At 74.1% G+C, this 25,645-nt stretch carries 17 protein-coding genes and 3 pseudogenes; 5 read left to right on the forward strand and 15 right to left on the reverse strand.

Annotation, left to right across the window (positions count from 1 at the left end):
• Positions 1-45: 45 nt before the first annotated feature.
• The 4 genes and pseudogenes from LUW75_RS04250 to LUW75_RS04265 all read right to left on the reverse strand — a co-directional run bounded on the left by LUW75_RS04250 (position 46) and on the right by LUW75_RS04265 (position 3,799).
• Positions 46-677: pseudogene (locus LUW75_RS04250) on the reverse strand (hypothetical protein).
• 89 nt (positions 678-766) lie between these two features.
• Positions 767-1,477, reverse strand: a complete 711-nt coding sequence (locus LUW75_RS04255; protein WP_250334438.1) for a ribonuclease HII — start codon at positions 1,475-1,477, stop codon at positions 767-769.
• A gap of 228 nt (positions 1,478-1,705) precedes the next feature.
• Positions 1,706-2,632, reverse strand: a complete 927-nt coding sequence (locus LUW75_RS04260) for an ADP-ribosylglycohydrolase family protein (RefSeq protein ID WP_284453870.1) — start codon at positions 2,630-2,632, stop codon at positions 1,706-1,708.
• 561 nt (positions 2,633-3,193) lie between these two features.
• Positions 3,194-3,799, reverse strand: a complete 606-nt coding sequence (locus LUW75_RS04265; protein ID WP_250334440.1) for a YdbC family protein — start codon at positions 3,797-3,799, stop codon at positions 3,194-3,196.
• Positions 3,800-3,931: 132 nt separating this feature from the next.
• On the opposite strand from LUW75_RS04265, the gene LUW75_RS04270 reads away from it, so the two are divergent.
• Positions 3,932-4,459: a TerD family protein gene (locus tag LUW75_RS04270; protein ID WP_250334441.1), complete on the forward strand. Its 528-nt coding sequence runs from the start codon at positions 3,932-3,934 to the stop codon at positions 4,457-4,459.
• A 340-nt stretch (positions 4,460-4,799) separates the two neighbouring features.
• Here LUW75_RS04270 and LUW75_RS04275 read toward each other — a convergent pair.
• Positions 4,800-7,669, reverse strand: a pseudogene (locus LUW75_RS04275) (vitamin B12-dependent ribonucleotide reductase).
• A 158-nt stretch (positions 7,670-7,827) separates the two neighbouring features.
• Positions 7,828-8,340 (reverse strand): transcriptional regulator NrdR, encoded by a 513-nt coding sequence (nrdR, locus tag LUW75_RS04280; protein WP_250334442.1) that lies wholly within the window; start codon positions 8,338-8,340, stop codon positions 7,828-7,830.
• A 494-nt stretch (positions 8,341-8,834) separates the two neighbouring features.
• On the opposite strand from nrdR, the gene lexA reads away from it, so the two are divergent.
• Complete coding sequence (gene lexA, locus LUW75_RS04285; RefSeq protein ID WP_250334443.1) at positions 8,835-9,635, forward strand: transcriptional repressor LexA; 801 nt, start codon at positions 8,835-8,837, stop codon at positions 9,633-9,635.
• Positions 9,636-9,698: 63 nt separating this feature from the next.
• On the opposite strand, the gene LUW75_RS04290 is transcribed toward lexA, so the two are convergent.
• Positions 9,699-11,666, reverse strand: coding sequence for an ATP-dependent DNA helicase (locus LUW75_RS04290; protein ID WP_250334444.1), 1,968 nt, complete (start codon positions 11,664-11,666; stop codon positions 9,699-9,701).
• Positions 11,667-12,001: 335 nt separating this feature from the next.
• On the opposite strand from LUW75_RS04290, the gene LUW75_RS04295 reads away from it, so the two are divergent.
• Complete coding sequence (locus LUW75_RS04295; protein WP_250334445.1) at positions 12,002-13,180, forward strand: trypsin-like serine peptidase; 1,179 nt, start codon at positions 12,002-12,004, stop codon at positions 13,178-13,180.
• Positions 13,181-13,257: 77 nt separating this feature from the next.
• Here the strand turns inward: LUW75_RS04295 and hflX are convergent, their stop codons facing one another.
• From hflX to miaA, 6 genes are all read right to left on the reverse strand, one after another.
• Positions 13,258-14,751 (reverse strand): GTPase HflX, encoded by a 1,494-nt coding sequence (gene hflX, locus LUW75_RS04300; RefSeq protein ID WP_250334446.1) that lies wholly within the window; start codon positions 14,749-14,751, stop codon positions 13,258-13,260.
• A gap of 146 nt (positions 14,752-14,897) precedes the next feature.
• Entirely contained in the window at positions 14,898-16,358 is a 1,461-nt protein-coding gene (locus tag LUW75_RS04305) for a M1 family metallopeptidase (protein WP_250334447.1), read from the reverse strand.
• Between the two features lie 273 nt (positions 16,359-16,631).
• Positions 16,632-18,716, reverse strand: coding sequence for a RelA/SpoT family protein (locus tag LUW75_RS04310; RefSeq protein ID WP_250334448.1), 2,085 nt, complete (start codon positions 18,714-18,716; stop codon positions 16,632-16,634).
• A gap of 179 nt (positions 18,717-18,895) precedes the next feature.
• Positions 18,896-19,768: a diaminopimelate epimerase gene (dapF, locus tag LUW75_RS04315; RefSeq protein WP_250334449.1), complete on the reverse strand. Its 873-nt coding sequence runs from the start codon at positions 19,766-19,768 to the stop codon at positions 18,896-18,898.
• 38 nt (positions 19,769-19,806) lie between these two features.
• Positions 19,807-20,277 (reverse strand): hypothetical protein, encoded by a 471-nt coding sequence (locus LUW75_RS04320; protein ID WP_250337537.1) that lies wholly within the window; start codon positions 20,275-20,277, stop codon positions 19,807-19,809.
• A gap of 106 nt (positions 20,278-20,383) precedes the next feature.
• A complete protein-coding gene (miaA, locus tag LUW75_RS04325; RefSeq protein WP_250334450.1) occupies positions 20,384-21,322 on the reverse strand; it encodes a tRNA (adenosine(37)-N6)-dimethylallyltransferase MiaA in 939 nt (312 codons plus the stop codon).
• A 525-nt stretch (positions 21,323-21,847) separates the two neighbouring features.
• On the opposite strand from miaA, the gene LUW75_RS04330 reads away from it, so the two are divergent.
• A complete protein-coding gene (locus LUW75_RS04330; protein ID WP_250334451.1) occupies positions 21,848-22,093 on the forward strand; it encodes an antitoxin in 246 nt (81 codons plus the stop codon).
• Positions 22,094-22,157: 64 nt separating this feature from the next.
• Here the strand turns inward: LUW75_RS04330 and LUW75_RS04335 are convergent.
• A pseudogene (locus LUW75_RS04335) lies at positions 22,158-22,891 on the reverse strand (class III extradiol dioxygenase subunit B-like domain-containing protein).
• 80 nt (positions 22,892-22,971) lie between these two features.
• Complete coding sequence (miaB, locus tag LUW75_RS04340; protein WP_250334452.1) at positions 22,972-24,486, reverse strand: tRNA (N6-isopentenyl adenosine(37)-C2)-methylthiotransferase MiaB; 1,515 nt, start codon at positions 24,484-24,486, stop codon at positions 22,972-22,974.
• 126 nt (positions 24,487-24,612) lie between these two features.
• Between miaB and LUW75_RS04345 the strand changes: the two genes are divergently transcribed.
• Positions 24,613-25,638: a TAXI family TRAP transporter solute-binding subunit gene (locus LUW75_RS04345; RefSeq protein ID WP_250334453.1), complete on the forward strand. Its 1,026-nt coding sequence runs from the start codon at positions 24,613-24,615 to the stop codon at positions 25,636-25,638.
• Positions 25,639-25,645 lie beyond the last annotated feature (7 nt).

Raw genomic sequence — 25,645 nt, forward strand, 5'->3', positions numbered from 1 at the left:
CGGGCCGGACGGCGCGGTGCCGTCCGGCCGCGGGGTGGGTCACCGTCAGAGGGCCGTGCCGAGGGCGGCGTTGATCTGCTTCCGGTCCCCGCAGACGATGAGCAGCGCACCGGCGCGGCTCATCGCGGCGGGCAGTGCCCGGGCGGTGGCGGCGTCGTCGCCGCCGTTGACCGCGACGATGACCACGGGCCGGGTCGAAGCGCGGCCGACGGCGGAGGCGTCGGCGAAGAACACGTCGTCGCGGGCGTCGTGCTGGGCCCAGTAGGAGGCCTCGCCGAACGACAGCTCGTGCGCCGCCCACGGGTGCCGCTCCCCGGTGGTGAGCACCAGGATGTCGCCGGGGGCGCGGCCGCTCTCCAGCAGGAGGTCGACCGCCTCCTCGGCGGCGTCGAGGACGCCGTCCAACGGGGCCGGGATCAGCTGGACCTGCGGTGTGTTGCGGGGTTCCTCGGATCGGCTCCCCGGGCACGGGGACGGCCGCCCGCCTGCGGTGTGCGGGCGCGGCACCGGCGGCGCGGGCCGGGCCGGGCCGGGACCCGGGCTGCCGGGACGGGGCGAGGCCGCGGTACGCGGACCGGGTACGGGTCGGGGGTCGGCGCGGGGCGGCCTGCGGCCGGCGCGGGGCGGGGACCCTGGGCACTCTCGTGAATCTGAGGCTCCTCGGGGGTGAGAGGCATGGTCGGATGTCTATCAAACGCCGGTGCGGCCGGCATCGGCGGGTGGCTGGTCCGCGGCCCCTCGGCGGGGCCGCGTTCCCGGTGACCGGTCAGAAGTCGAAGCCGAGTTGGCCCCCGCTTTCCGGTCCGGCCGCCCCTGCGGGGACACGGGCCCTGCGCAGGTGCCGCCAGCGGGGCAGCGCGTCCAAGTAGGACCAGGTCATGCGGTGCTGCGGGGTGGGGCCCAGCTCGGCGAGCGCGGCCTTGTGCACCGGCGACGGGTAGCCCGCGTTGGCCGCGAAACCGAACGGCGCGTACGCGGCGTCCCGCACCTCCAGTTCGGCCATCATCGCGTCCCGCCGCACCTTGGCGATCACCGATGCCGCCGCCACGGCGACGCAGGACCGGTCGCCCTTGATCACCGTACGGACCCGCCAGGGGGCTTTGAGGTAGTCGTGCTTGCCGTCGAGGATGACCGCGTCGGGGCGCGCCGGAAGCGCCTCCAGCGCGCGTACGGCGGCCAGTCGCAGCGCCGCCGTCATCCCGAGCCGGTCGATCTCCTCGGCGGAGGCGCTTCCCAGGGCGTGGGCCGTGGCCCACTGTTCGAGCTCCGCGGCCAGAGGGGCCCGGCGCTTGGGGGCGATGAGCTTGGAGTCGGTGAGTCCGGCGGGGGGACGGCGCAGTCCGGTGACGGCGGCGCACACCGTGACGGGTCCTGCCCACGCCCCGCGTCCGACTTCGTCGACTCCGGCGATGACCTTGGCGCCGGTTGTCGCCCGGATCGAGCGCTCGACGGTGTGTGTGGGTGGTTCGTACGGCATGGCGCCTGACAGAGTACGCCGCCCGCGCCCTTCCGCGACAACCGGATTGGCGTCCGGCGCCCCGTCCTTCCGGCCGCGGCCCGGCGGACCGCGGTGCCCGGGGCCGCGGCGACGGCGGGGCGGGGGTGCGGAGCCGCGTTCGCGGCACCGCCGCGGACACGTCGGGGAAATCAGCGAACACCCGTCTGACCTGGACCGGGGCGGGCTCGGTGGGCGCCTGACGGTACGTCAGGGCCGGGAGCCGGCCGGCATCCAGCCGGGGAGGTCCTCGGTGCGGGCGAGCCAGTCGGCGGGCGGCGCACCGGCCGATGTGGCGGCCACCACACCGCCGACGATGGCACACGTCGTGTCGACGTCGCCGCCGGCCCGCGCGGTCTCCCAGAAGGCCCGTTCGTAGTCGCCGAGGGAGCGGGCGGCGGCCCACAGGGCGAAGGGCACCGTGTCGTGCGCGCTGGTGCGCCGGCCGCAGCCGAGGACGGCGGCGACCGCCTGCACGTCGTCGTGACCGAGCAGGTCGCGGGCGCGCCGCAGCCCGGCGCCGACGGCGCCGTGCGGCACCAGGGCGACGACGGCGTCGAGGAGGTCTGCGGCGCGGGGCGGTCCCTGCGGCGCGGCGGCGAGTGCGGCGGCGGCCGCGACCGCCACGCAGCCCGCCACCGCCTCCTGGTGCCGGTGGGTGGTGTGGGAGGAGGCCTCCGCCTGGCGGGCGGCCTCCTCGGGGTCGCCGGCGTACCAGGCGCCGAGGGGGGCGATCCGCATGGCCGCGCCGTTGCCCCAGGAGCCCTGGCCCTGGAAGAGGCCGGCGGCGAGTTCGCGCCAGTCACCGCCTTCCCGGACGAGCCGGAGCATGCGGTTGACGGCGGGGCCGTAGCCGCGGTCGAAGTCGTGGTGCACGGCGAAGGAGCGGGCGAGCGCGTCCTGGTCGACGCGGCCGTGGGAGACGAGGACGGCCAGGACCGAACAGGCCATCTCGGTGTCGTCGGTCCACTGCCACGGGGCGGGCGGCAGCTCGCGCCGGTCCAACAGGGGGTGGTGGGCGGGGACGAAGAACTGGGAGCCCAGAGCGTCCCCCACGGCCAGCCCGCGGAGACTGGCGAGAGCGCGTTCGAAGCGCCGGTCTGGAGAGGGGGGCGGCGGCCATCGTCCCCACCCTATCCGCCCCTGTCCGCGGTGTCTTCCCGGACCGGGCTCGGGGCGGGGCTCCCGGCCTCCGGGCGCCGGACGCGACCGGTGGACCGGCGCCGGAGGAGCCGGTCGTGGGAGGAGCCGGTCGTGGGAGGAGCCGGTCGTGCGTGGGAGGAGCCGGTCGTGGGAGGAGCCGGTCGTGGGAGACGACGAGGGCCCCGGTCCGGCGGTCGAGGGCCTCCTCCGGCCCGAGTGCGAGGCGGTCGGCCGGTTCGTCGAGAAGCAGGGGGTCGGCGGGGCGGGCGAGGGCGGCTCGGCGGCGCTGCGCGGTGGAGAGGGCCGCCGGTTCGCCCCGGACCGTGCCGGCGGGGGCCGGCGGGGGCCGGCGGTACGGACGCGGGCGCGGCCGTACGAGCCGTGTCGGCACCGCTGTTCGTCGCGCGCGAGCCGGTCGACGCGGCGCCGGCCGACCAGACGGCCACGGTGGCGGTGATGCGGGCGGGTGCCTTCGGCACGCGTTCCGGCACCGGCGCGGCGGCGGACACGTCCGGCTCCACCGCCGGCCGCCGGCGCCGCGCCGACCGCTCGGCCTCAGACCGTCCAGGCCGCCTCCAGGTCCACGACGTCCCCGGTGAGGGCGGCCACGTCGGCCGCCAACCGGGCGCGCAGGGCGAGCCGTTCCACCCGCTCGGCCCGGTACTTTCCGTGCTCGGCCGCCGACCGCCACATCGACAGGACCAGGAACTCGTCGCCCGGGGCCGCTGCGAACAGGCCGCGCAGCATGCCGGGCGACCCGGCCATCGCCGGGTTCCACACCTTCTCCTGCATCAGGGCGTAGTGCTCGGCCCGGCCCTCGTGGACACGGCTGTGGGCGACCCGTACGACGTCGGCGTCGGCGAAGCGCGGCTCGAATCCGGTCTTCACGTCGAAACGGTGGTCGAACAGCTTGACCTGCGCGTCCTTGAAGGTGCCGGACTGCGTGGCGGCCAGCCTGGCGTGCGACCGCGCCATGAAGGAGTCGTAGAAGGGGCGGCTCTCCCAGAAGGAGAAGACATGGACCACGCCGGGGCGCAGCCGGCTCCATCCGCCGCCCTGCCCCCGGAAGCCGGGCTCCCCCAGCAGCCCCGCCCATTTCCGCTGCCCCCGCTCGAACCCCCGACGGTCCACCACGGTGCAGCGAATCCACTTGACCAGCACCGCGCCATCGTACGGCGCGCGGAACCCGCCGAACCGGCGTTCACCGCTGACGCTCCGTGACACCATGGACGACGCATCCGGTGTGGAGGGGAGTCGGCCCCTCCGCGCACGGTGCCCGGAGAGGGGGAAGGTGTGAGCAGCCTCAACAAGGGCGTCGAGAAGGTCGAGGTGGCCCTCAAGTGGGACCCGAACACCGGTGGCGGCCCGGTCCACGACCTCGACGTCATCGCCGCCGTCTACGGTGCCGGGGACCCGGCCGGCGAGCCGGCGTACCTGGTCCACTTCGAGAGCCGCTCGCCGGACGGCACCATCACGCTGAGCAGGGACAGCCGCACGGGGCAGGGCCTGGGCATCGACGAGTCGATGCTGCTCGAGCTCACCCGGCTCGCCCCCGTCTACACGCGCGTGGTGGTGGGCGTCGCCATCCAGCAGGGCGGCGGCCGGGTCGTCTTCGGCGACGTGGCGAGCACCCGGGTGATCGTCAAGGAAGGCTACGACGAGTTGTTCCTCGACGACTTCACCGCCGTGCGGGGCTCCACCGCGGCGACCGTCGTGGAGTTCACCCGCGAGGCCCCGGACACCTGGGTGCACAGGCCCGTGGTCCGCGGCTTCGACTGCGACCCGGACTCCTTCACCCGTCTGATGGGCACCTGCGGGTAGGGGCCGGGAGGCCGCTCCGGCCGGGCGCCGTCCCTCCGCCCGGTGCCGGGCGGGCGCAGGGGCGGTGCCGGGCGGGGCGCGTGCCCGGGGCGGGCCCCGCGGCCGCTCCGGCCGGGTGCCGGTTCCCCGGCCTCCCTTCGGGCCGCCCCGCTCGCCGCCGGGAGCCGCGGAAGGCCGGCTCCCGGCCGTGCGCGGGGAGCACGTCACGGCGGTGCGCCGGGGCCCGCGGCCGCTCCGGCCGCGGACACGACGGAGGGGGCCGACCCGGGGCCGGTCCCCTCCGTGAGCCGCGCGTCAACCGGCCGTGCCGGGACCGCGCACGGCGCGTTCGCGCTCCGCGTCAGCTGCAGCCGCTGGTGGAGCCGCAGCCCTCACAGATGTAGCAGGAGCCGGCGCGCTGCATCTTCGTACCGCAGGAGAAGCACAGCGGGGCGTCGGCGTGGATGCCGAGCTGCATCTCGACGAGCTCGGCGGACGTGTGCGCCTGCTTCGGCGCGGGGGCCGGGACCTCCGCCCGGGCGGGGGCGACGGCCTTCGGGGGCTCCTGCCGGCGCGGGGCGGACTGGGCCAGGCCCTCCACGTCGACCTCGTCGTCGGCCGGCTCGTACGAACCGGTCTCCAGGTGGCGCTGGCGCTCCTCGGCGGAGTGGATGCCGAGCGCCGAACGGGTCTCGAACGGCAGGAAGTCCAGCGCGAGGCGGCGGAAGATGTAGTCGACGATCGACTGGGCCATCCGCACGTCCGGGTCGTCCGTCATGCCGGCCGGTTCGAAGCGCATGTTGGTGAATTTCGAGACGTACGTCTCCAGCGGCACGCCGTACTGCAGGCCGACCGAGACGGCGATGGAGAAGGCGTCCATCATGCCCGCGAGGGTCGACCCCTGCTTGGACATCTTCAGGAAGACCTCGCCGAGACCGTCGTCCGGGTAGGAGTTGGCGGTCATGTAGCCCTCGGCCCCGCCGACCGTGAAGGAGGTGGTGAGCCCCGGGCGGCCCTTCGGGAGGCGCTTGCGGACCGGACGGTACTCGACGACCTTCTCGACCTTCGCCGGCTCGGCCGCGGCCTTCGCCTCCTCCTTCTTCTTGGCGGAGAGCGGCTGGCCGACCTTGCAGTTGTCGCGGTAGATCGCGAGCGCCTTGACGCCCATCCGCCACGCCTCGAAGTAGATCTCCTCGACCTCCTCGACGGTCGCCGTCTCCGGCATGTTGACCGTCTTGGAGAGCGCGCCGGAGATCCACGGCTGGATCGCGGCCATCATGCGGACATGGCCCATCGGGGAGATGGCGCGCTCGCCCATGGCGCAGTCGAACACCTCGTAGTGCTCCCGCTTGAGGCCCGGGGCGTCGATCACGTTGCCGTGCTCGGCGATGTGGGCGACGATCGCCTCGATCTGCTCCTCCTGGTAGCCCAGGCGGCGCAGGGCCTGCGGGACCGTGCCGTTGACGATCTGCATCGAGCCGCCGCCGACCAGCTTCTTGAACTTGACCAGGGCGAGGTCGGGCTCCAGGCCGGTGGTGTCGCAGGACATCGCGAGGCCGATGGTGCCGGTCGGGGCGATGACGGAGGCCTGGGCGTTGCGGAAGCCGTTCTTCTCGCCGAGGCGGAGCACGTCCTGCCAGGCCTCCGTGGCGGCGGCCCAGATCGGCGTGTCCAGGTCGTCCGTGCGGACGGCCCCGGTGTTGGCGTCGGCGTGCTGCCGCATGACGCGCTGGTGCGCCTCGGCGTTGCGGGCGTAGCCGTCGTACGGGCCGACGACCGCGGCCAGCTCGGCGGAGCGCCGGTACGAGGTGCCGGTCATCAGCGAGGTGATCGCGCCGGCCAGGGCGCGGCCGCCGTCGGAGTCGTACGCGTGGCCGGTCGCCATGAGCAGGGCGCCGAGGTTGGCGTAGCCGATGCCGAGCTGGCGGAAGGCCCGGGTGTTCTCGCCGATCTTCTCGGTCGGGAAGTCGGCGAAGCAGATGGAGATGTCCATCGCGGTGATGACCAGCTCGACGACCTTGGCGAAGCGCTCGATGTCGAAGGACTGGTGGCCCTTGCCGTCGTCCTTCAGGAACTTCATCAGGTTCAGCGAGGCGAGGTTGCAGGACGTGTTGTCCAGATGCATGTACTCGCTGCACGGGTTCGAGCCGTTGATGCGGCCGGACTCGGGGCAGGTGTGCCAGCGGTTGATCGTGTCGTCGTACTGGATGCCCGGGTCGGCGCAGGCCCAGGCGGCCTCGGCCATCTTGCGGAACAGCGCGCGGGCGTCGACCTCCTCGATGACCTCGCCGGTCATCCGGGCGCGCAGCCCGAACCTGCCGCCGGACTCCACGGCCTTCATGAACTCGTCGTTCACGCGGACCGAGTTGTTGGCGTTCTGGTACTGGACGGAGGTGATGTCGTCGCCGCCCAGGTCCATGTCGAAGCCCGCGTCGCGCAGGGCGCGGATCTTCTCCTCCTCCTTGACCTTGGTCTCGATGAAGTCCTCGATGTCGGGGTGGTCCACGTCCAGGATGACCATCTTGGCCGCGCGGCGCGTGGCACCGCCGGACTTGATCGTCCCCGCCGAGGCGTCGGCGCCGCGCATGAAGGAGACCGGGCCGGAGGCGTTGCCCCCGGAGGAGAGGAGCTCCTTGGAGGAGCGGATGCGGGAGAGGTTCAGGCCGGCGCCGGAGCCGCCCTTGAAGATCATGCCCTCTTCCTTGTACCAGTCGAGGATCGACTCCATGGAGTCGTCGACGGACAGGATGAAGCAGGCGGAGACCTGCTGGGGCTGCGGCGTGCCCACGTTGAACCACACCGGCGAGTTGAAGCTGAAGATCTGGTGCATCAGGGCGTAGGCGAGCTCGTGCTCGAAGATCTCCGCGTCGGCGGGTGACGAGAAGTAGCCGTGGTCCTCGCCGGCCCTGCGGTAGGTCTTCACGATGCGGTCGATGAGCTGCTTCAGGCTCGTCTCGCGCTGGGGGTGCCGACGGCGCCCCGGAAGTACTTGCTGGTGACGATGTTGACCGCGTTCACCGACCAGAAGTCGGGGAACTCGACGCCACGCTGCTCGAAGTTGACCGAGCCGTCGCGCCAGTTGGTCATGACGACGTCTCGGCGCTCCCAGGCGACCTCGTCGTACGGGTGCACGCCGGGGGTCGTGTGGATGCGCTCGATGCGCAGTCCCTTGCTGGTCTTGGATCCCTTGGCGCGGGAGCCTCGTGCCGGACCGCTCGTCGTCTCTGTCATGCCGCCTCCCATATATGGGCAAAAACGCCCTTATGTGCCCAAAACTTCCCAGGGCACGGTCTCTGTGCTGTCGCCATGGACGTCACTCGCGGCGTCCATGACAGGTTCCATCGGCCGTCCCGGCCGCCGGTGACCGGACCACGGGCCCGGCCCGCCGCTCAGTCGGCGGCTGTCGCGGGCACCGGGACCCCGGGGGTCGCACCGGTGCCGCGCTCCCCCGCGGAAGGCCGCCGCTCGCGCAGTTCCGCGATGGCGGTCTCGAAGTCCTCCAGCGTGTCGAACGCGCGGTACACGGACGCGAAGCGCAGGTACGCGACGAGGTCGAGCTCCTGCAGCGGACCGAGTATGGCGAGGCCGACGTCGTGGGTGGTGAGCTCCGCGCTGCCGGTCGCCCGGACAGCCTCCTCGACCCGTTGCCCCAGCTGGGCGAGGGCGTCCTCGGTGACGGGCCGCCCCTGGCAGGCCTTGCGCACGCCGTTGATGACCTTGGTCCTGCTGAAGGGCTCGGTCACCCCGCTCCGCTTCACGACCATGAGGGAGCAGGTCTCCACCGTGGTGAAGCGGCGGGAGCAGTCGGGGCACTGGCGACGGCGCCGGATGGACGTCCCGTCGTCGGTGGTGCGACTGTCGACGACACGGCTGTCGGGGTGCCTGCAGAAGGGGCAGTGCACGGTCCGAACCCTCCTTCACGGCACGACGGAACAGCCCCGAAAGGCCCTCCCGGGGCCCCTCGAAGCAGCCCCCAGCATAGGGGATGCCCACGGCCCCGCCGGACGATGACCACAACTTCTGGGCTGCTGTCACCATGCAACCACTACATGTAGGGACCGGCCCTCATTCACGGGGGCGCGTGTCGCGCGGCGCCCCGGCCACCGGGCCGGCGACGAGCCTACGGCACGGCCCGCCCCCGGAGGCTCCGGGACGCGGGGATCCGCGGTTCCCGGCGGGTCGTGCGCCGCGCCGCCCCGCGGGGACGGGGGCGCCGGAGCGGCGCCGGGGGTACCGTGAGGGCCCGGACCGCCTCTGCGGCGGGGGGCGCACATACACCCAGGCACACGCACACGTAAGCCACTCCGCGTTTTTTCACTCGAACGTGTGTTTGGCGCAACCTTTCGAAAGCAACTACCGTTGTGCCAGCCAGGGAGACCATTCGAGAGGGGCCGACGTGACCACCACCGCAGACAGCGCCGCCATCACCGCCCAGGACCGCTCCCAGGGCCGATTCGAACCGATGCACGCCATGACCGTGAAGAACCCGGACGAAGCGGGCACGGCTTCCGAGCCCGCCAAGCCCGCGCGCTCCCTCCCCGGCCGGCCCCCCGGCATCCGGGCCGACAGCTCCGGCCTCACGGACCGGCAGCGAAGGGTCATCGAGGTCATCCGCGACTCCGTGCAGCGGCGCGGGTATCCGCCGTCGATGCGGGAGATCGGCCAAGCGGTCGGCCTCTCCAGCACGTCGTCGGTGGCGCACCAACTCATGGCCCTGGAGCGCAAGGGGTTCCTCCGGCGGGACCCGCACCGGCCGCGCGCGTACGAGGTGCGGGGCTCCGACCAGCCGAGCACGCAGCCCGCGGACACCACCGGGAAGCCCGCCGCGTCGTACGTCCCGCTCGTCGGCCGGATCGCCGCCGGCGGGCCGATCCTCGCCGAGGAGTCGGTCGAGGACGTCTTCCCCCTCCCCCGGCAGCTGGTGGGCGACGGTGAGCTGTTCGTCCTGAAGGTCGTGGGGGACTCCATGATCGAGGCCGCGATCTGCGACGGCGACTGGGTCACGGTCCGCCGCCAGCCGGTCGCGGAGAACGGCGACATCGTGGCCGCCATGCTGGACGGCGAGGCTACGGTCAAGCGCTTCAAGCGGGAGGACGGCCACGTCTGGCTGCTACCGCACAATGCCGCCTACCAGCCCATCCCCGGCGACGAGGCCACCATCCTCGGCAAGGTGGTGGCGGTCCTGCGACGGGTCTGACCTCCGCCGCCCCGACCGGGCCCCGGGACCTCTGCACCGGTCCCGGGGCCCTGCCGTGTCCGGTCAGACCGCGGCCTTCGCCGCCTGGTCGATGGCCGCGAGGGAACGGCGGACCTGGTTGCGGTCCGTCGTGTACCAGAAGTCCGGCATCGAGGCGCGCAGGAAGCTCCCGTACCGGGCGTTCGCCAGGCGCGGGTCCAGGACGGCCACCACACCGCGGTCGCCCGTCGCCCTCACCAGGCGGCCCGCGCCCTGTGCCATGAGCAGTGCCGCGTGGGTTGCGGCGACGGCCATGAAGCCGTTGCCCCCCGCCTCCTCCACCGCCTTCTGGCGCGCACTCATCAGCGGGTCGTCCGGACGCGGGAAGGGGATGCGGTCCATGACCACGAGCTGGCAGCTGGGTCCCGGCACGTCGACGCCCTGCCACAGGGAGAGCGTCCCGAACAGGCAGGTCTCCGCGTCCCGGGCGAACGCCTTGATCAGCTCGCCCAGCGTGTCCTCGCCCTGCAGCAGCACGGGCTTGTCCGATCGTCCCCGCAGCTCCTCGGCGGCGGCCTGCGCGGCCCGCATGGAGGAGAACAAGCCCAGGGTCCGGCCCCCGGCCGCCTCGATCAGCTCCGCCAGCTCGTCCACCATGTCCGTCCGGCCGCCCTCCCGCCCCGGCGTCGCGAGGTGGCGGGCCACGTAGAGGATGCCCTGCTTCGGGTAGTCGAACGGCGACCCGACGTCGATGCCCCTCCACACCGGGAGATCCTCGCCTTCGACTCCCTCGGCGGCGAGTCCCAGCGACGCCCCCACCCCGTTGAAATCCCCGCCCAGCTTCAGCGTGGCGGAGGTCAGGACGACCGACCGGTCCGCGAACAGCTTGTCGCGCAGCAGCCCCGACACGGACAGCGGCGCCACCCGCAGGGACGCGCCGAAGCGGTCGTGCCGCTCGTACCAGACCACGTCGTACTCGGAGCCGTTGGCGATGCGCTCCGCCACCGCGTGGACGCTCTCCACGGAGGCCACGGCCTGCTTGCGGACGGCGTCCTCGTCCTGGCCGGACCGGTCCCGTGTGCCGCCCAGTGCCGTGATCACCGCGCGTGCCGCGTCCCGCAGGGCCATCAGTGCGTACGCGAGGTCCTCGGGGATCTCCTGGAGGCGGCCGGGCAGGGCCAGCTCCATCAGCCTCTCGAACCCCTCCGCCGCGGTCTGCATCTGGTCGGCGGCCTTCTCGTCGACGAACTTGGCAGCCCGCCGCACCGCGCGGTTGACCTGGCCGGGAGTGAGCTCGCCGGTGGCGACACCGGTCACGCGGGACACCAGCTCGTGCGCCTCGTCGACGATCAGCACCTCGTGCTGCGGCAGGACCGGGGCGCCCTCGATCGCGTCGATGGCGAGGAGCGCGTGGTTGGTCACCACGACGTCGGCGAGCTTGGCGCGTTCGCGCGCGGCCTCCGCGAAGCACTCGGCTCCGTACGCGCACCTGCTCGCCCCCAGGCACTCGCGCGACGTGACGGACACCTGCCCCCACGCCCGGTCGGAGACGCCCGGCGTCAGGTCGTCCCGGTCGCCCGTCTCGGTCTCGTCCGACCAGTCCCGCAGCCTCAGCAGGTCCCGTCCGAGCTTGCTGGTCGGGGCGGCCGCCTCGAACGGGTCGAACAACCCGTCCTCCTCCTCCTGCGGCACGCCCTCGTGGAGCCGGTGCAGGCACAGGTAGTTGGAGCGGCCCTTGAGCATCGCGAAGTCCGGGCGGCGGCGCAGCAGCGGGTGCAGCGCCTCGACCGTCCGGGGCAGGTCCCGCTCGACGAGCTGCCGCTGCAGGGCCAGCGTGGCCGTCGCCACGACGACGCGGTCCCCGTGGGCCAGTACGGGCACCAGGTAGCCGAGGGATTTGCCGGTGCCGGTGCCGGCCTGGACCAGCAGGTGCGTGCCGTCGTCGATGGCCTGGGCGACGGCCTCGGCCATGGCGACCTGGCCTGGCCTTTCCACACCGCCGACGGCGGCGACGGCGGCGTGGAGGAGCTCGGGGAGGGATGGCTTCGTCATAGCCCGACCACCCTACGGCGCCGCGCCGACAGCCGGGCCGTCCTCGGGATCTTTCCCGTACGGTTCCGGTCGCTCCCCGGCGCGGCCGTCGCGGGCGGAGGCCGCGCACCGCCCGCACCGGCGGAGCCTCCGCGGGACCGCGGGCGCCGCGGGGGTCGTCCGGCCGGGGAACCGCCGCCCTGCCGCACACCGTCCCCAGGGGCACCGGCATAGTGGGGGCCGCGCCCCGGCGCCCGGCGCCGTCGGCGCACGGGGTCGCGCAGTACGAAGTTCCGCGTTCGAAGGGCGCTTCCGCGGAGGCGCCCGGTTCACGAAGTCCCAGGGGGATCACTCATATGCGAACGATTCGTCCGCTGCTCGCGTCGGTCGCCGTCGCGGCGGCGCTGGCACTGACCGCCACGGGCTGCGGCCCCGAGGAGGACCCTGCCGCCGCTCCCGGCGCGTCCACGGCCCCGGCGCCCGGCGGGGACGGGAAGATCACCATCCCGGACGACCTGAAGAACCGGCTCAAGGAGCACGGGATCGACCTGGACAAGTGGCGGGGCGGCGAATGGAGGAACTGGGACAGGGACAAGTGGCTGCGCGAGGCGCAGGACTTCGTCAACCCGATCATCGAGGGCCTCTGGGACCCCGACCGCATGCGGGAGGCGGAGGAGCCGGACCGGCCCGTCGAGGACGGGGACATCTCCGGTGACGAGGGCGTGACGGATCCGACGCCCCGGCGGGTCGAGGCCAAGGCGGTGGAGCCGGAGTACCACGCCAGCGCGCCGGAGGCCGGCAAGCTCCTCTTCGACGGCCCCAAGGGCTCGATGGTGTGCTCGGCGACGGTCGTGAAGGACCCCGCGAACCCCGGCAAGTCGAACCTCGTGTGGACGGCCGGGCACTGCGTCCACGCCGGCAAGAACGGCGGCTGGTACCGGAACATCGCGTTCGTCCCGTCGTACAACGACAAGGGCCTGTCGACCGCGGAGCTGGAGAAGGCGTCCCGCGAGGACGTCGCCCCATACGGCGTGTGGTGGGGCGACTGGGCCCAGACCTCCGAGCAGTGGATCGACCAGGGCGCGCCGGTGGGCGGCCAGGGCGCGCCGTACGACTTCGCGGTCGTCCACGTGACGCCGGAGAAGGGGAGCGGCGGCAAGTCGCTCGAGGAGACGGTCGGTTCGGCGCTGCCGGTCGACTTCGAGGCGCCGGCCGTGCCGAGGATCGCGGGCATGGAGGCGACCGGCTACCCGGCGGCGCCGCCGTACGACGGCCAGAGGATGTTCCGGTGCGCCGACAAGCCGGGCCGGCTGTCGGTGAAGGCCGGCCAGCCGACGATGTACCGCATCGGGTGCAGCATGACCGGCGGTTCCTCGGGCGGCGGCTGGGTCGCCGCGGGTGCGGACGGCAAGCCGGCGCTGGTGTCGAACACCTCGATCGGGCCGGTGCAGGCGGGCTGGCTCGCCGGCCCGCGGCTGGGCGCGGAGGCGAAGGGCGTGTTCACGGCGGTCAGCGAGAAGTTCGCGGGCCGGTAGGCGCGGAACCGCCGCAGCAACGGGGAGGCGGGGGCCCCGGCCGATGGGGCCGGGAACCCCCGCTTCGTCGTGCGCGGTCAGGCCGTGACGGCGCCGAACGGGGCGAGCAGCGCGGCGAGCTCGCCGTGCACCCGCGCCTTGAGCAGCGTGCCCTCCGGGGTGTGCTCCTCGGAGACCACCTCGCCCTCGGCATGCACCCGCGAGACCAGTCCGCCCTGGGTGTACGGGACGAGTGCCTCGACCTCGACCTCGGGGCGGGGCAGCTCGGCGTCGATCATCGCGAGCAGTTCCGCGATGCCCTGACCGGTCCGCGCCGAGACGGCGATCGAGTGCTTCTCGACGCGCAGCAGCCGCTGGAGGACGAGCGGATCGGCCGCGTCCGCCTTGTTGACCACGACGATCTCGGGCACACCGGTCGCGCCCACGTCGCGGATCACCTCGCGCACGGCGGCCAGCTGCTCCTCCGGTGCCGGGTGCGCACCGTCCACCACGTGGAGGATCAGGTCGGAGTCGCCGACCTCCTCCATGGTGGAGCGGAACGCCTCGACCAGGTGGTGCGGCAGGTGCCGGACGAAGCCGACCGTGTCGGCCAGCGTGTACAGGCGGCCGCTGGGCGTCTCGGCCCGGCGGACCGTCGGGTCGAGGGTGGCGAACAGGGCGTTCTCGACCAGGACGCCGGCGCCGGTCAGCCGGTTGAGCAGGGACGACTTGCCGGCGTTGGTGTAACCGGCGATGGCGACCGACGGCACCTTGTTGCGCCGCCGCTCCTGGCGCTTGATGTCGCGGCCGGTCTTCATCTCCGCGATCTCCCGGCGCATCTTCGCCATCTTCTCGCGGATCCGGCGCCGGTCCGTTTCGATCTTGGTCTCACCGGGGCCTCGGGTGGCCATGCCGCCACCGCCGCCGCCGCCCATCTGCCGGGACAGCGACTGGCCCCAGCCGCGCAGCCGCGGCAGCATGTACTGCATCTGGGCGAGCGCGACCTGCGCCTTGCCCTCGCGCGACTTGGCGTGCTGGGCGAAGATGTCGAGGATCAGGGCGGTCCGGTCGACCACCTTGACCTTGACGACGTCCTCCAGGTGGATCAGCTGGCCGGGGCTCAGCTCACCGTCGCAGACGACGGTGTCGGCACCGGTCTCCAGCACGATGTCCCGCAGCTCGTCCGCCTTGCCCGAGCCGATGTAGGTGGCCGGGTCGGGCTTGTCGCGGCGCTGGATGACGCCGTCCAGGACGAGCGCGCCCGCCGTCTCGGCGAGGGCGGCCAGCTCGGCCAGGGAGTTCTCGGCGTCCTGCACGGTCCCCGAGGTCCAGACGCCGACCAGCACGACGCGCTCCAGGCGCAGCTGGCGGTACTCGACCTCGGTGACGTCCTCGAGCTCGGTGGAGAGGCCCGCCACACGGCGGAGCGCGGCGCGCTCCTGGCGGTCGAACTGGTCGCCGTCCCGCTCCCCGTCGATCTCGTGGCTCCAGGCGACGTCCTCTTCCATCAGGGCATCGGCCCGAAGGCTCTCGGCGCGGTTCGGCTCCGCGGAGCTCAGCTTGTCCTGGGAAGGGGATGAAGAGGAGGTCATTGGATCCTTACGTCGGTGGAAAGGTGGGTTCGTCAGGCTCAACGCCTGCTCTCCCCGGATGATTCCCGGGCGGGGCCGGGCTCCCGACGGGGCCGGGCTCCCGGCGGCGCCGGCGTGACGATGGTCGCACGGTGCCGCCGGGGCCGTCACGCGGGTTTCGCGCTCCGCGGGGCCTCGCTGCGCCAGTCGGGGTGGCCGGGCATGGGCGGGGTCTTCCGGTCGTGGAGCCACCCGTGCAGGAAGCCGGTGAGGTCGCGGCCCCCGACGTCGGAGGCGAGCCGGACGAAGTCGGCGGTGCCGGCGGTGGCGTGCGCGTGGTCGGTCACCCAGCGCCGCTGGAGCTCGCCGAAGGCGGCGGCGCCGATCTCCTGGCGCAGTGCGTACAGGACGAGGGCGCTGCCGTCGTAGACGACCGGCCGGAAGAGGCTGGTCTTGTCGTCCGGCGCGGGCGGGCGGGGCGCCGCCGGGGGGCCTCCCTCGGCGCGCCACCGGTCGGACGCGGTGTACGCGTCGCGCATGCGGCGCTCCAGGGAGGCGTGGCCGGTCTCCTCGGCGTACAGCGCCTCGTACCAGGTGGCGTGCCCCTCGTTGATCCACAGGTCGGACCAGGCGCGGGGGGTGACGCTGTTGCCGAACCAGTGGTGGGCCAGCTCGTGGACCATGATCGACTCGACGTACCGCCCGGGCAGGTCGGAGCGGGTGAACAGCTCGCGCTCGAAGAGGGAGAGGGTCTGGGTCTCCAGCTCGAAGCCGGTGGTGGCGTCGGCGATCAGCAGGCCGTACGTCTCGAAGGGGTAGCGGCCGACCTTGCCCTCCATCCATCGCAGGTGACCGGGGGTCTTCGCCAGCCAGGGCTCCATCAGCCCGCGGTCGGCGGCCGGGACGACGTCGCGCAGCGGCAGGCCGTGCGGGCCGGTGCGGCGGACGACGGCGGAGCGGCCGACGGAGACCTGGGCCAGCTCGGTCGCCATGGGGTGGGCTCCGCGGTACGTCCAGGTCGCGGTGGGGCCGTCGAGGGTGCGGGCGACGGCCCGGCCGTTGGCGACGGCGACGAGGTCCTTGGGCGCGGTGACGCGGAAGGTGAAGTGCGCCTTGTCGGCGGGGTGGTCGTTGCAGGGGAAGACGCGGTGGGCGGCGTCGGCCTGGTTGGCCATGGCGAGGCCGTCGGAGGTGCGGACCCAGCCGCCCTTCGCGCCGGCGGCGGTCGGGTCGCTGGTGTGGGTGACGGCGATGCCGAGTCGCGCACCGGCCTCGACGGGCCGGCCCGGTTCGACGACCAGGTCCTCCCCGGTGCCGGCGAAGTCGGCGGGGCGGCCGTCGACGGTCACGGACCTGACGGTGCCGTGGGCGAAGTCGAGGTTGACGCGCTCGAGCCGGTCGGTGGCCCGGGCGTCGATCTTCGTCACGGCCTCCAGGGGCTTGCGGTTGTCGCCGGTGTAGGTGAAGGCGATGTCGTACGCGAGGACGTCGTAGCCGGGGTTGCCGAGGTGCGGGAAGAGCGGGTCGCCGATCCCGAGCGGCTCGGGTGCGGGCACGGCCGCCGCGACGAGCCCCGCGGACGCCGCGGCGAGGAGGACGGCGCGCAGGCGCGGAGAGGTGGAGAACATGGGGTCACCGCTATCAGCACCCCCGGGGTGCTTCGGGGCGACGCGCCTCCGGCACACCCGAACGAGCGGCGCGCAGGCGTACCGGAGGCCCGTCGGGCGGTCCGCGCGCCCGCGGTCCGGCGCCGTCGTACGGCTGCCCGCGCGCGGAGCGGTCGGCGCGCCCGGGCGGGCACCGTCGCCCTCGCGCCCGGAGCAGAGAACCCCCTCCGGGGGAGCCGCTGGCATGGGCCACGCCTTCCGCGCCCGGGCCGCGGGGTGCGTGCCCGCGGGTCGCTACCGTGCGGAGGCGGGGGACTGCGCGCGGCTCACGTCGTACACGCCGGGTACGTCCCGCATGGCGCGCATCAGGGCGGGCAGGCCGGACGCGTCGGCGAGCCCCAGCGTGTACGTGTGGCGGACACGCTGCTCGCTGGGGGGCTCGACGGTGGCGGAGGCGATCGCGGCTCCCGCCGTGGCGATCGCCTCGGTGAGGTCGGCGAGCAGCCGGGGCCGGTCGAACGACTCGGCGACGAGCGTGACCCGGCAGGGCGCGGCACCGCTCCAGCGCACGGTCACGGGCTGCCGGCCGAGGCTCTCCATCCGGGGGACGGCGGGGCACTCGGCGCGGTGGACGGTGACGATACCGCCGCGTACGGCGAATCCGATGACGGTGTCGGGCGGCACGGGTGTGCAGCAGCCCGCCAGGCGCACGCCGGTGTGCGGTGCGTCGACGACCGCGTTGGCCGTGGGTCGGCGGCCGGTGACGACCGAGGCGGGCGGGCGCGGGTCCGCGGCGGGCGCGCCGGTGTCATGGGGGTGGGTGCTGAGCCAGTGGTCGATGGCGATGCGCGCGGCGGGGGTGCGGGCGTGTTCCAACCAGTCGGGGGACGGGCCGGAACCGGTGTCCTCGGCGAGCAGCGGCTGGACGGTGTCGCCGTCGCGGAGGACGGTGCCGAGGGTGGCGAGCCGGCCGTTGACGCGCGCTCCGACGCAGGCGTGGGCGGCCGTGCCGTACTGCTCGTACGCGGCGTCCACGCAGGTGGCACCGGCGGGCAGGGCGAGCGTTCCCCCGTCCGGGAGGAAGACCGTGATCTCGCCGTCCTGGGCGAGGTCGGCGCGCAGCGAGGTCCAGAACGTGTCGGGGTCGGACGCGGACCGCTGCCAGTCGAGGAGGCGGGAGAGCCAGCCGGGGCGGGTGGGGTCGGCGCGTTCCTCGTCGTCGGCCGTGTCGGGGCCGTCGGCGGGAGCGGCGTAGGGGTTGCCGAGGGCGACGACGCCGGCCTCCGCGACCCGGTGCATCCGGTGGGTGCGGATGAGGACTTCCGCGACGGCGCCGTCGGGGAAGGCGACGGCCGTGTGCAGCGACTGGTAGAGGTTGAACTTGGGGGCGGCGATGAAGTCCTTGAACTCGGAGACGACCGGGGTGAAGCAGGTGTGCAGCTCGCCCAGCGCGGCGTAGCAGTCGGCGTCCTCCCCGACGAGGACGAGCAGCCGCCCGAAGTCGGTGCCGCGCAGTTCGCCGCGCTTGAGGCTGATCCGGTGCACGGAGACGAAGTGGCGTGGGCGTACGAGGACTTCGGCCGGGATCCCGGCCTCCCGCAGGACGGCGTGCACGTCGCCGGCGACGGTCGCGAGGGCGTCGCCGGCGGTGGCGTTCCCGGCGATGAGGGCGCGGGTCCGCTCGTACTCGGCGGGGTGGAGGATGGCGAAGACCAGGTCCTCCAGCTCGGTCTTGAGCGCCTGGACGCCGAGCCGCTCCGCGAGGGGGATGAGGACGTCGCGGGTGACCCTCGCGATGCGCGCCTGCTTCTCGGGGCGCATGACGCCGAGGGTGCGCATGTTGTGCAGCCGGTCCGCGAGTTTGATGGACATGACGCGGACGTCGTCACCGGTGGCGACGAGCATCTTGCGGAACGTCTCGGGCTCGGCGGCGGCGCCGTAGTCGACCTTCTCCAGCTTGGTGACGCCGTCGACGAGGTAGGCGACCTCCTCGCCGAACTGCTCGCGGACCTCCTCGAGGGTCACCTCGGTGTCCTCGACCGTGTCGTGGAGGAGGGAGGCGGTCAGGGTCGTGGTCTCCGCGCCGAGTTCGGCGAGGATGAGGGTGACGGCGAGCGGGTGGGTGATGTACGGCTCGCCGCTCTTGCGGAACTGGCCCCGGTGGGACGACTCCGCCAGTTCGTACGCCCGGCGCAGGACGGCCAGGTCGGCCTCGGGGTGGTGCGCGCGGTGGGCGTCCGCGACGTGGCCGATGGCGTCGGGCAGCCGGTCGCGGCCGGTGGGGCCGAGCAGTGCGGCGCGGCCGAGTCTGCGCAGGTCGATTCTGGGGCGGCCGCGCCTGCGGCCGGTGGCACTGGGGTTGGTGGCCTCTGCGCTCATGGGGCACCTCCGGCGGCGTCGACCGGCGGTGGACGAATGCGGCGCGGCCGCCCTGCCGGTGCTTGATGCTACCGAGCCCACCACGCGGCACGGTCCCGCTCTCGCCCAGCGTGAACGGGATCACCCATTCGAGCGAGGTTCGGGCGCCCGCGGTTTCGCTCCGTGACCGCTCGGGCGGTTCAGGCGGACGTCCCGGAGAGCCAGGCGGGGTCGATCCGGCCCTCGGCGACGATCACCGCGGGGCCGGTCATCTCGATCCGCCCGTCGGGCAACTCGGTGATCAGCAACGTGCCGCCGGGGACGTCGACGGTGTAGGTGACCGGCGTGCCCGTGGCAGCCGGGTCGAGCCCGTCGCGCCGGGCCGCGGCGACGGCGGCGGCGCACGCGCCCGTACCGCACGAGCGGGTCTCCGCGGCGCCGCGTTCGTGGACGCGCATGGCGACGTGCCGGGGGCCGCGGTCCACGACGAACTCGATGTTGACGCCGTCCGGGTAGACGGCTGCCGGGGCGTACCGGGGCTCGCTGTACAGGTCGCCCGCGTGGGCGAGGTCGTCGACGAAGGCGACCGCGTGGGGGTTGCCCATGTCGACGTTGCGCGCGGGCCAGCTGCGCTCCCCCACGGTGACCGTGACCCCGGCCTCCGGGAGGGCTGCGCGGCCCATGACGACCGTGACGTCGCCGTTCTTCGCCAGATGGACCCGCTTGACGCCGTCGCGGGTGGCGACGGCGAGGTCGCCGGCCGCGGCGTGGCCGGCGTGCTGCAGGTAGCGGGCGAAGACGCGGACGCCGTTGCCGCACATCTCGGCGACCGAGCCGTCGGCGTTGCGGTAGTCCATGAACCATTCGGCCTCGCCGGCCATGTGGCGGGCCTCGGGATGGGCGGCGCTGCGGACGACGTGCAGCACCCCGTCGCCGCCGATCCCGGCGCGCCGGTCGCACACCCTGGCCACCAGGGCGGGGGGCAGGTCGACGGTGTTGTCCGGGTCGGGCACGATCACGAAGTCGTTCTCGGTGCCGTGTCCCTTGAGGAAGGCCAGGGGTGCGGTGCTCACGCGATCAATGGTACGGGGCCGGCACGGGGCGGGCCGCCTCAGCGGAGGCGGGCGACGCGCCAGACCGCGAGGGCGACCATGAGGGTGACGCCCGCGGCGTACAGGGCGGCCACGCGCCAGTCGGCGCGCTCGCCGGAGCCGCGCGGGGGCAGGCCGGGCCAGGTGTAGCCGACGCGGCGGGCGGCCATCATGCCCCAGCCGGCCGCGCAGCCGCAGAGCAGCAGCCCGAGCATCGCGAGGACGGCGCCGCCGTCGCCCGAGCCGAAGGCCAGGGGGAAGGCGAACATCAGGGAGCCGAGCGCGCCGAGGCCGACGATCGGGGCGAGCTGCCAGATGCGCAGGCGCCGCTGCGGGCGCAGTTCGACCTCGACCTCGTCGGAGCCGACGTCCTGCGCCCCGTCCTCGGTCAACTCGGGGCCGTCCGGGCTGAGCCGCGGCGCGTCCTGCGCCCGCGGGTCCGCGCCGTCCGGCGTCTCCGGCCGTTCTCTGTCGCGAGGGCCGGCCTCCATCGCCACGCGCCCTCCCCACTCGGATCCACTGGTCGATCGATGCTCGATGATGGCACGGCCACGGCCCTCGGGATGACGGGCGGGGCCTCCCGATGCCATCACGTGATCAGGCTGTAACCGCTCGTTCGACGAACGTCAGCGCCCGGAGCGGGAGTTCCCCGCGGTCGGCGGCCGCTCCGCTGAGCCAGTGGACCCTCGGGTCGCGGCGGAACCAGGAGTCCTGGCGACGCGCGAAGCGCTTGGTCGCGCGCACGGTCTCGTCGCGCGCCTCCCGTTCGGTGCACTCCCCGGCGAGCGCGGCGAGGACCTGCTGGTAGCCGAGGGCGCGGGAGGCGGTGCGGCCCTCGCGCAGGCCCCGCTCCTCCAGCGCGCGCACCTCGTCGACCAGGCCGGCCTCCCACATCCGGTCCACGCGCGCGGCGATGCGCGCGTCCAGTTCGGGGCGCTCGACGTCGACGCCGATCTGGATCGTGTCGTAGACCGAGTCGGGGCCCGGGAGGTTGGCGGTGAAGGGCCTGCCGGTGATCTCGATGACCTCCAGGGCCCGTACGACGCGGCGCCCGTTGCCGGGGAGGATGGCGCGGGCGGCGGCGGGGTCGGCGGCGGCGAGCCGGGCGTGCAGGGCGCCGGGGCCGTACTCCTCCAGCTCCGCCTCGAGGCGGGCGCGGACGGCGGGGTCGGTGCCGGGGAACTCCAGGGCGTCGATGGCGCCGCGCACGTACAGCCCGGAGCCTCCGACGAGCACGGGCGTGCGGCCCAGGGCGAGCAACCGGTCGATCTCCGCACGGGCCAGGCGCTGGTACTCGGCGACGCTGGCGGTCTCGGTGACCTCCCAGACGTCGAGGAGGCGGTGGGGGATCCCGCCGCGCTCCTCGTGGGTCAACTTGGCGGTGCCGATGTCCATCCCCCGGTACAGCTGCATGGAATCGGCGTTGACGACCTCGCCGCCGAGCTCCCGCGCCAGATGAACGCCCAGATCGGACTTTCCGGCTGCGGTGGGGCCGACGACGGCGATGACGCGGGGGGCGGGGACTGTGCTGCTCACCGCCCCAGTCTCGCAAACGCCGAGGGGTGGCCCCGAACGAGTTACGTGACGGGGTGCGGTCGGCGTCGTTGCCAGTTGCGAGGTCTCCGTACGCCGATTCGCGGTCCGGCTCCGCCGGTCGACGCGATGGAGCGCTCCGGACAGCGCGGGATTCCGCCCGCACGAGTACGCTATGGAGTTGATATGGGCGTTTTTGCATGGTTTCGCCGGAAGGGTGAGAAAGGCGAGCAGACCGCCGAAGCCTCCACCGGGGCGGCGGGCACCACGCTGGCGGCCGACCCGGAGGAGCCGGCGGAGGAGGGCGTCGCGGCGGCCGGCGGGGCGGAGACCCGGGAGCGCCCCAGGGGGGGCGGCCGCGGAGGAGGCGTCCGGCGAGGCGGCCGACGGCGTGGAGATCCCGAGGCAGCAGTCGGCCGAGGAGGCCGCGGACAACGGGGCGGGCGAGGGCGCCCGCAAGTAGGCGCGGGCGGCGGAGACGTCCCGTCGGCCCGGTGCGGACCGGACCGGTTCGGAGGAGGGTGTGCCATGGGCTTTCTGGACGCGTTGAAGACCGGGCTCGCCCCGGTCAGGGGGAGGGTCTCGGACCTCGCGCGGCGGCACGGCGGCAGGATCGACCACGGCATCGAGAAGGCCGCGCGGATGGTCGACCGGAGGACCGGGGGCAGGTACGCCGACAGGATCGAGTCCGGCACGGTCAGGGCCAGGCGGGCCGTGGACCGGCTCGCCCACCGGGACGACGACGGCGCCCCGCCGGCATCGCCGCGGGCCTGACCGGGGCGCACGGGGCGGCGGGCGGCCGCGGGGCGCGGGGCCCCGCGGCCGCCCGTCGCCGCGTTCAGGACCAGGCGGCGACCAGGTAGCCGACGCCGTACGGGGCACCCTCGTGGAGCAGCCGGCCCTCCGGGGACGCGGTGTGCGCGGCTCCCGCGAGGACCTGCCACGGCGCACGGCCGGCCGCCTTCAACTCGTACGCGAGGTCGGCGTCCAGCGCCGCCAGGGCGGTCGTGTCGGCGGCGCCGAGGGCGCGGGCGGCGCGCTCGTCGAAACCGGTGGCGCGCTCGTCGAGGTAGCCGGGCGCCTTGACGGTGCGGCGGGCGCTGCCGTCGCCCATCACCAGCAGGGCGACGCGCGGGGCCCGCGCGGCGAGCTCCCGCCCGACCGCCGAGCAGTGCTCGGGCGCCAGCCGCTCGGCGACGCCGACGCCCTCCACGGGCGCGGCCCCCAGCGGGCGCACCGAAGGAGCCAGGCGGCCACGGTCAGCGACGGCGGCAGCGGACGGGCCGCGGCGCCCTCCCGGACCCCACCGCGCCCGAGCCGTACCTCGAGGTCCACGCCGAACCCGCGGAAACCGCCCGCGGCGCCCTCCGGGTACGACGTGGTGCCGTCCGCGCCGGGGCCGGCCCCCGCGTCGGGACCGACGACCACGAGCCGGTCGGGGCGCGCGGCGGCCAGCACGCCGATCGCGTCGAGGCAGGCCGCGCGCGCGTCGTCCAGCTCGGGCGCGGCACCGGAGGCGACGGCGGGGACGAGGAGCGGCGGGCAGGGGCAGACGGCTGCGGCGACAAGCATGATCCGCAGCGTAACGCGGAAGCCGCCGCCCGGGCCGGGACGGGGCCTCCCCCGTCCGGGTCCGGGCCGGCCCCGCGGGCTCAGCGGACCGCGCAGCCGTCCGCGGCCGGGGGCAGCGGGGCGGGGGCGCCGACCCGGGGCAGGCCGAGCATGACGCCCGCGGGCCCGGACGCCCGGGTGTCGTTGCGCTTCTCCCAGGCGTCGCCGGCGCGCGTGCGGCGGACGGCGGCGACGGGCCCCTCCGCGAGGAGGTGGTGCGGGGCCGCGTACGTGATCCCGACGGTCACCACGTCGCCCGGGCGCACCTCCTCGTCCGGCCTGGTGAAGTGGACCAGGCGGTTGTCGGGGGCGCGGCCGGAGAGGCGGCGGGTGGCGTCGTCCTTGCGGCCCTCGCCCTCCGCGACCATGACCTCCAGCGTGCGGCCGACCTGCTTCTTGTTCTCCTCCCAGGAGATCTCCTCCTGGAGGGCGACCAGCCGCTCGTAGCGGGCCTGCACGACCTCCTTGGGGATCTGGCCCTCCATCTCGGCGGCGGGCGTGCCGGGGCGCTTGGAGTACTGGAAGGTGAACGCCTGTGCGAAGCGGGCCTCGCGCACGACGTGCAGGGTCTGCTCGAAGTCCTCCTCGGTCTCGCCGGGGAAGCCCACGATGATGTCGGTGGAGATCGCGGCGTGCGGGATGGCGGCGCGGACCTTCTCGATGATGCCGAGGAAGCGCTCCTGGCGGTACGAGCGGCGCATCGCCCTCAGGACGGCGTCGGAGCCGGACTGCAGCGGCATGTGGAGCTGCGGCATGACGTTGGGGGTCTCGGCCATCGCCGCGATGACGTCGTCGGTGAAGTCGCGCGGGTGCGGCGAGGTGAAGCGGACGCGCTCCAGGCCCTCGATCCTCCCGCAGGCGCGCAGGAGCTTGCCGAACGCCTCGCGGTCGCCGATGTCGGAGCCGTAGGCGTTGACGTTCTGGCCGAGGAGGGTGATCTCCGAGACGCCCTCGGCGACGAGCGCCTCGACCTCGGCGAGGATGTCGCCGGGGCGGCGGTCCTTCTCCCTGCCGCGCAGTGCGGGGACGATGCAGAAGGTGCAGGTGTTGTTGCAGCCGACGGAGATCGACACCCAGGCGGCGTACGCGGACTCGCGGCGGGTCGGCAGCGTGGAGGGGAACGCCTCCAGGGATTCGGCGATCTCGACCTGCGCCTCCTCCCGGACGCGGGCGCGCTCCAGCAGCACGGGCAACTTGCCGATGTTGTGCGTGCCGAAGACGACGTCGACCCACGGCGCCTTCCGGACGATCGTGTCGCGGTCCTTCTGGGCGAGGCAGCCGCCGACGGCGATCTGCATGCCGGGCCTGCGGGCCTTCACCGGGGCGAGGCGGCCGAGGTTGCCGTACAGCTTGTTGTCGGCGTTCTCACGGACCGCGCAGGTGTTGAAGACCACGACGTCGGCCTCGTCGGCGCCCTCGGGGGCGCGTGCGTACCCGGCGTCCTCCAGCAGGCCGGAGAGACGCTCGGAGTCGTGGACGTTCATCTGGCACCCGTAGGTGCGGACTGCATAGGTACGCGTGACGTCCACTGTCTGGCTCCGGTCGCTGCTGGTCATGGGACAAGGGTAGGCGGTGCCGGAGGCGCTCCGGCCCGGGGCCGGGGCCGCCGTCGCCCGCCGGTCGTGCGGGGCGGGCCGGTGAAACGGTTCCCCTCGGCGGGGGCGGGCTGGCAGGATCGCGCCATGTCCTGCGCCCCGTCTCCGCCGTCCCGCCCTCCGCTCCGCCGGGCGGTGCGGACCGGCGCCGTGCTGCTGGTGGTGACGGCCGTACTGGCCTGGTGGCTCTGGCCGTCCGGGGGGACCGGACCGCAGGGGAGGGTCACCTTCAGCACGGGGGTGCCGAGCGGCGTCTACCAACGCTACGGCGAACTGCTGCGGGAGGCGCTGCGGCGGGACCTGCCCGGGGTGAGGGCGGAGCTGCGCGACAGCGAGGGCTCCCAGCAGAACCTCGCCCGCCTGGCGTCCGGCGAGGCCGACTTCACCATCGCCACGGCGGACGTCGCCGCGACGTACGTCCGGGAGAAGCGGCCCGGCTGGAAGCGCCTGCGCGGCTGCATCCGGCTGTACGACGACTACGTCCAGCTGGTGGTCCCCCGGAGGTCGCCGGTCGCGTCGGTGCGCGACCTGGACGGCCTGAGGGTGGGGGTCGGGCAGAGCGGGTCGGGGGTACGGCTGCTCGCGGACCGGCTGCTGACCGCGGCGGGGCTGGATCCGGCCGCGGACGTGCGCGCGGTGCCGGCCGGCATCGACACCATGCCGGGGCTGATGGAGAGGGGGGATCTCGATGCGTTCTTCTGGTCCGGGGGCCTGCCGACCAACGCCATCCTCCGGCTCTCGGAGCGCTTCGCGATCCGGCTGGTCCCCCTGGACGCGGACCTGCTCGGCGCGGTGCACGGGGTCGACACCGTGCACGGCGGGGGCGAGCCGGACGGCTACTACCGCTCCGCCGTGATCCCCGCGGACGCGTACGCGAAGGTCCCCGGCCGTGCGCCGGTGCGGACCCTGGCCGTGGCGAACCTGCTCGTGACCACGGACCGGACGGACGCCGCGCTCACCGAGGCCATCACCCGGACCGTGATCGGGAGCCGGGACCGCATCGGCCGGGTGGTCCACTCCGCGCAGCTGGTGGATCTGCGCACGGCGATCTACACCGACCCGCTGCCCCTCCACGAGGGGGCCCGCCGCTACTACCGCTCGGTCAAGCCGTAGCCCGGCC

The sequence above is a fragment of the Streptomyces sp. MRC013 genome, assembly GCF_023614235.1.
Taxonomy (GTDB): Bacteria; Actinomycetota; Actinomycetes; order Streptomycetales; family Streptomycetaceae; genus Streptomyces.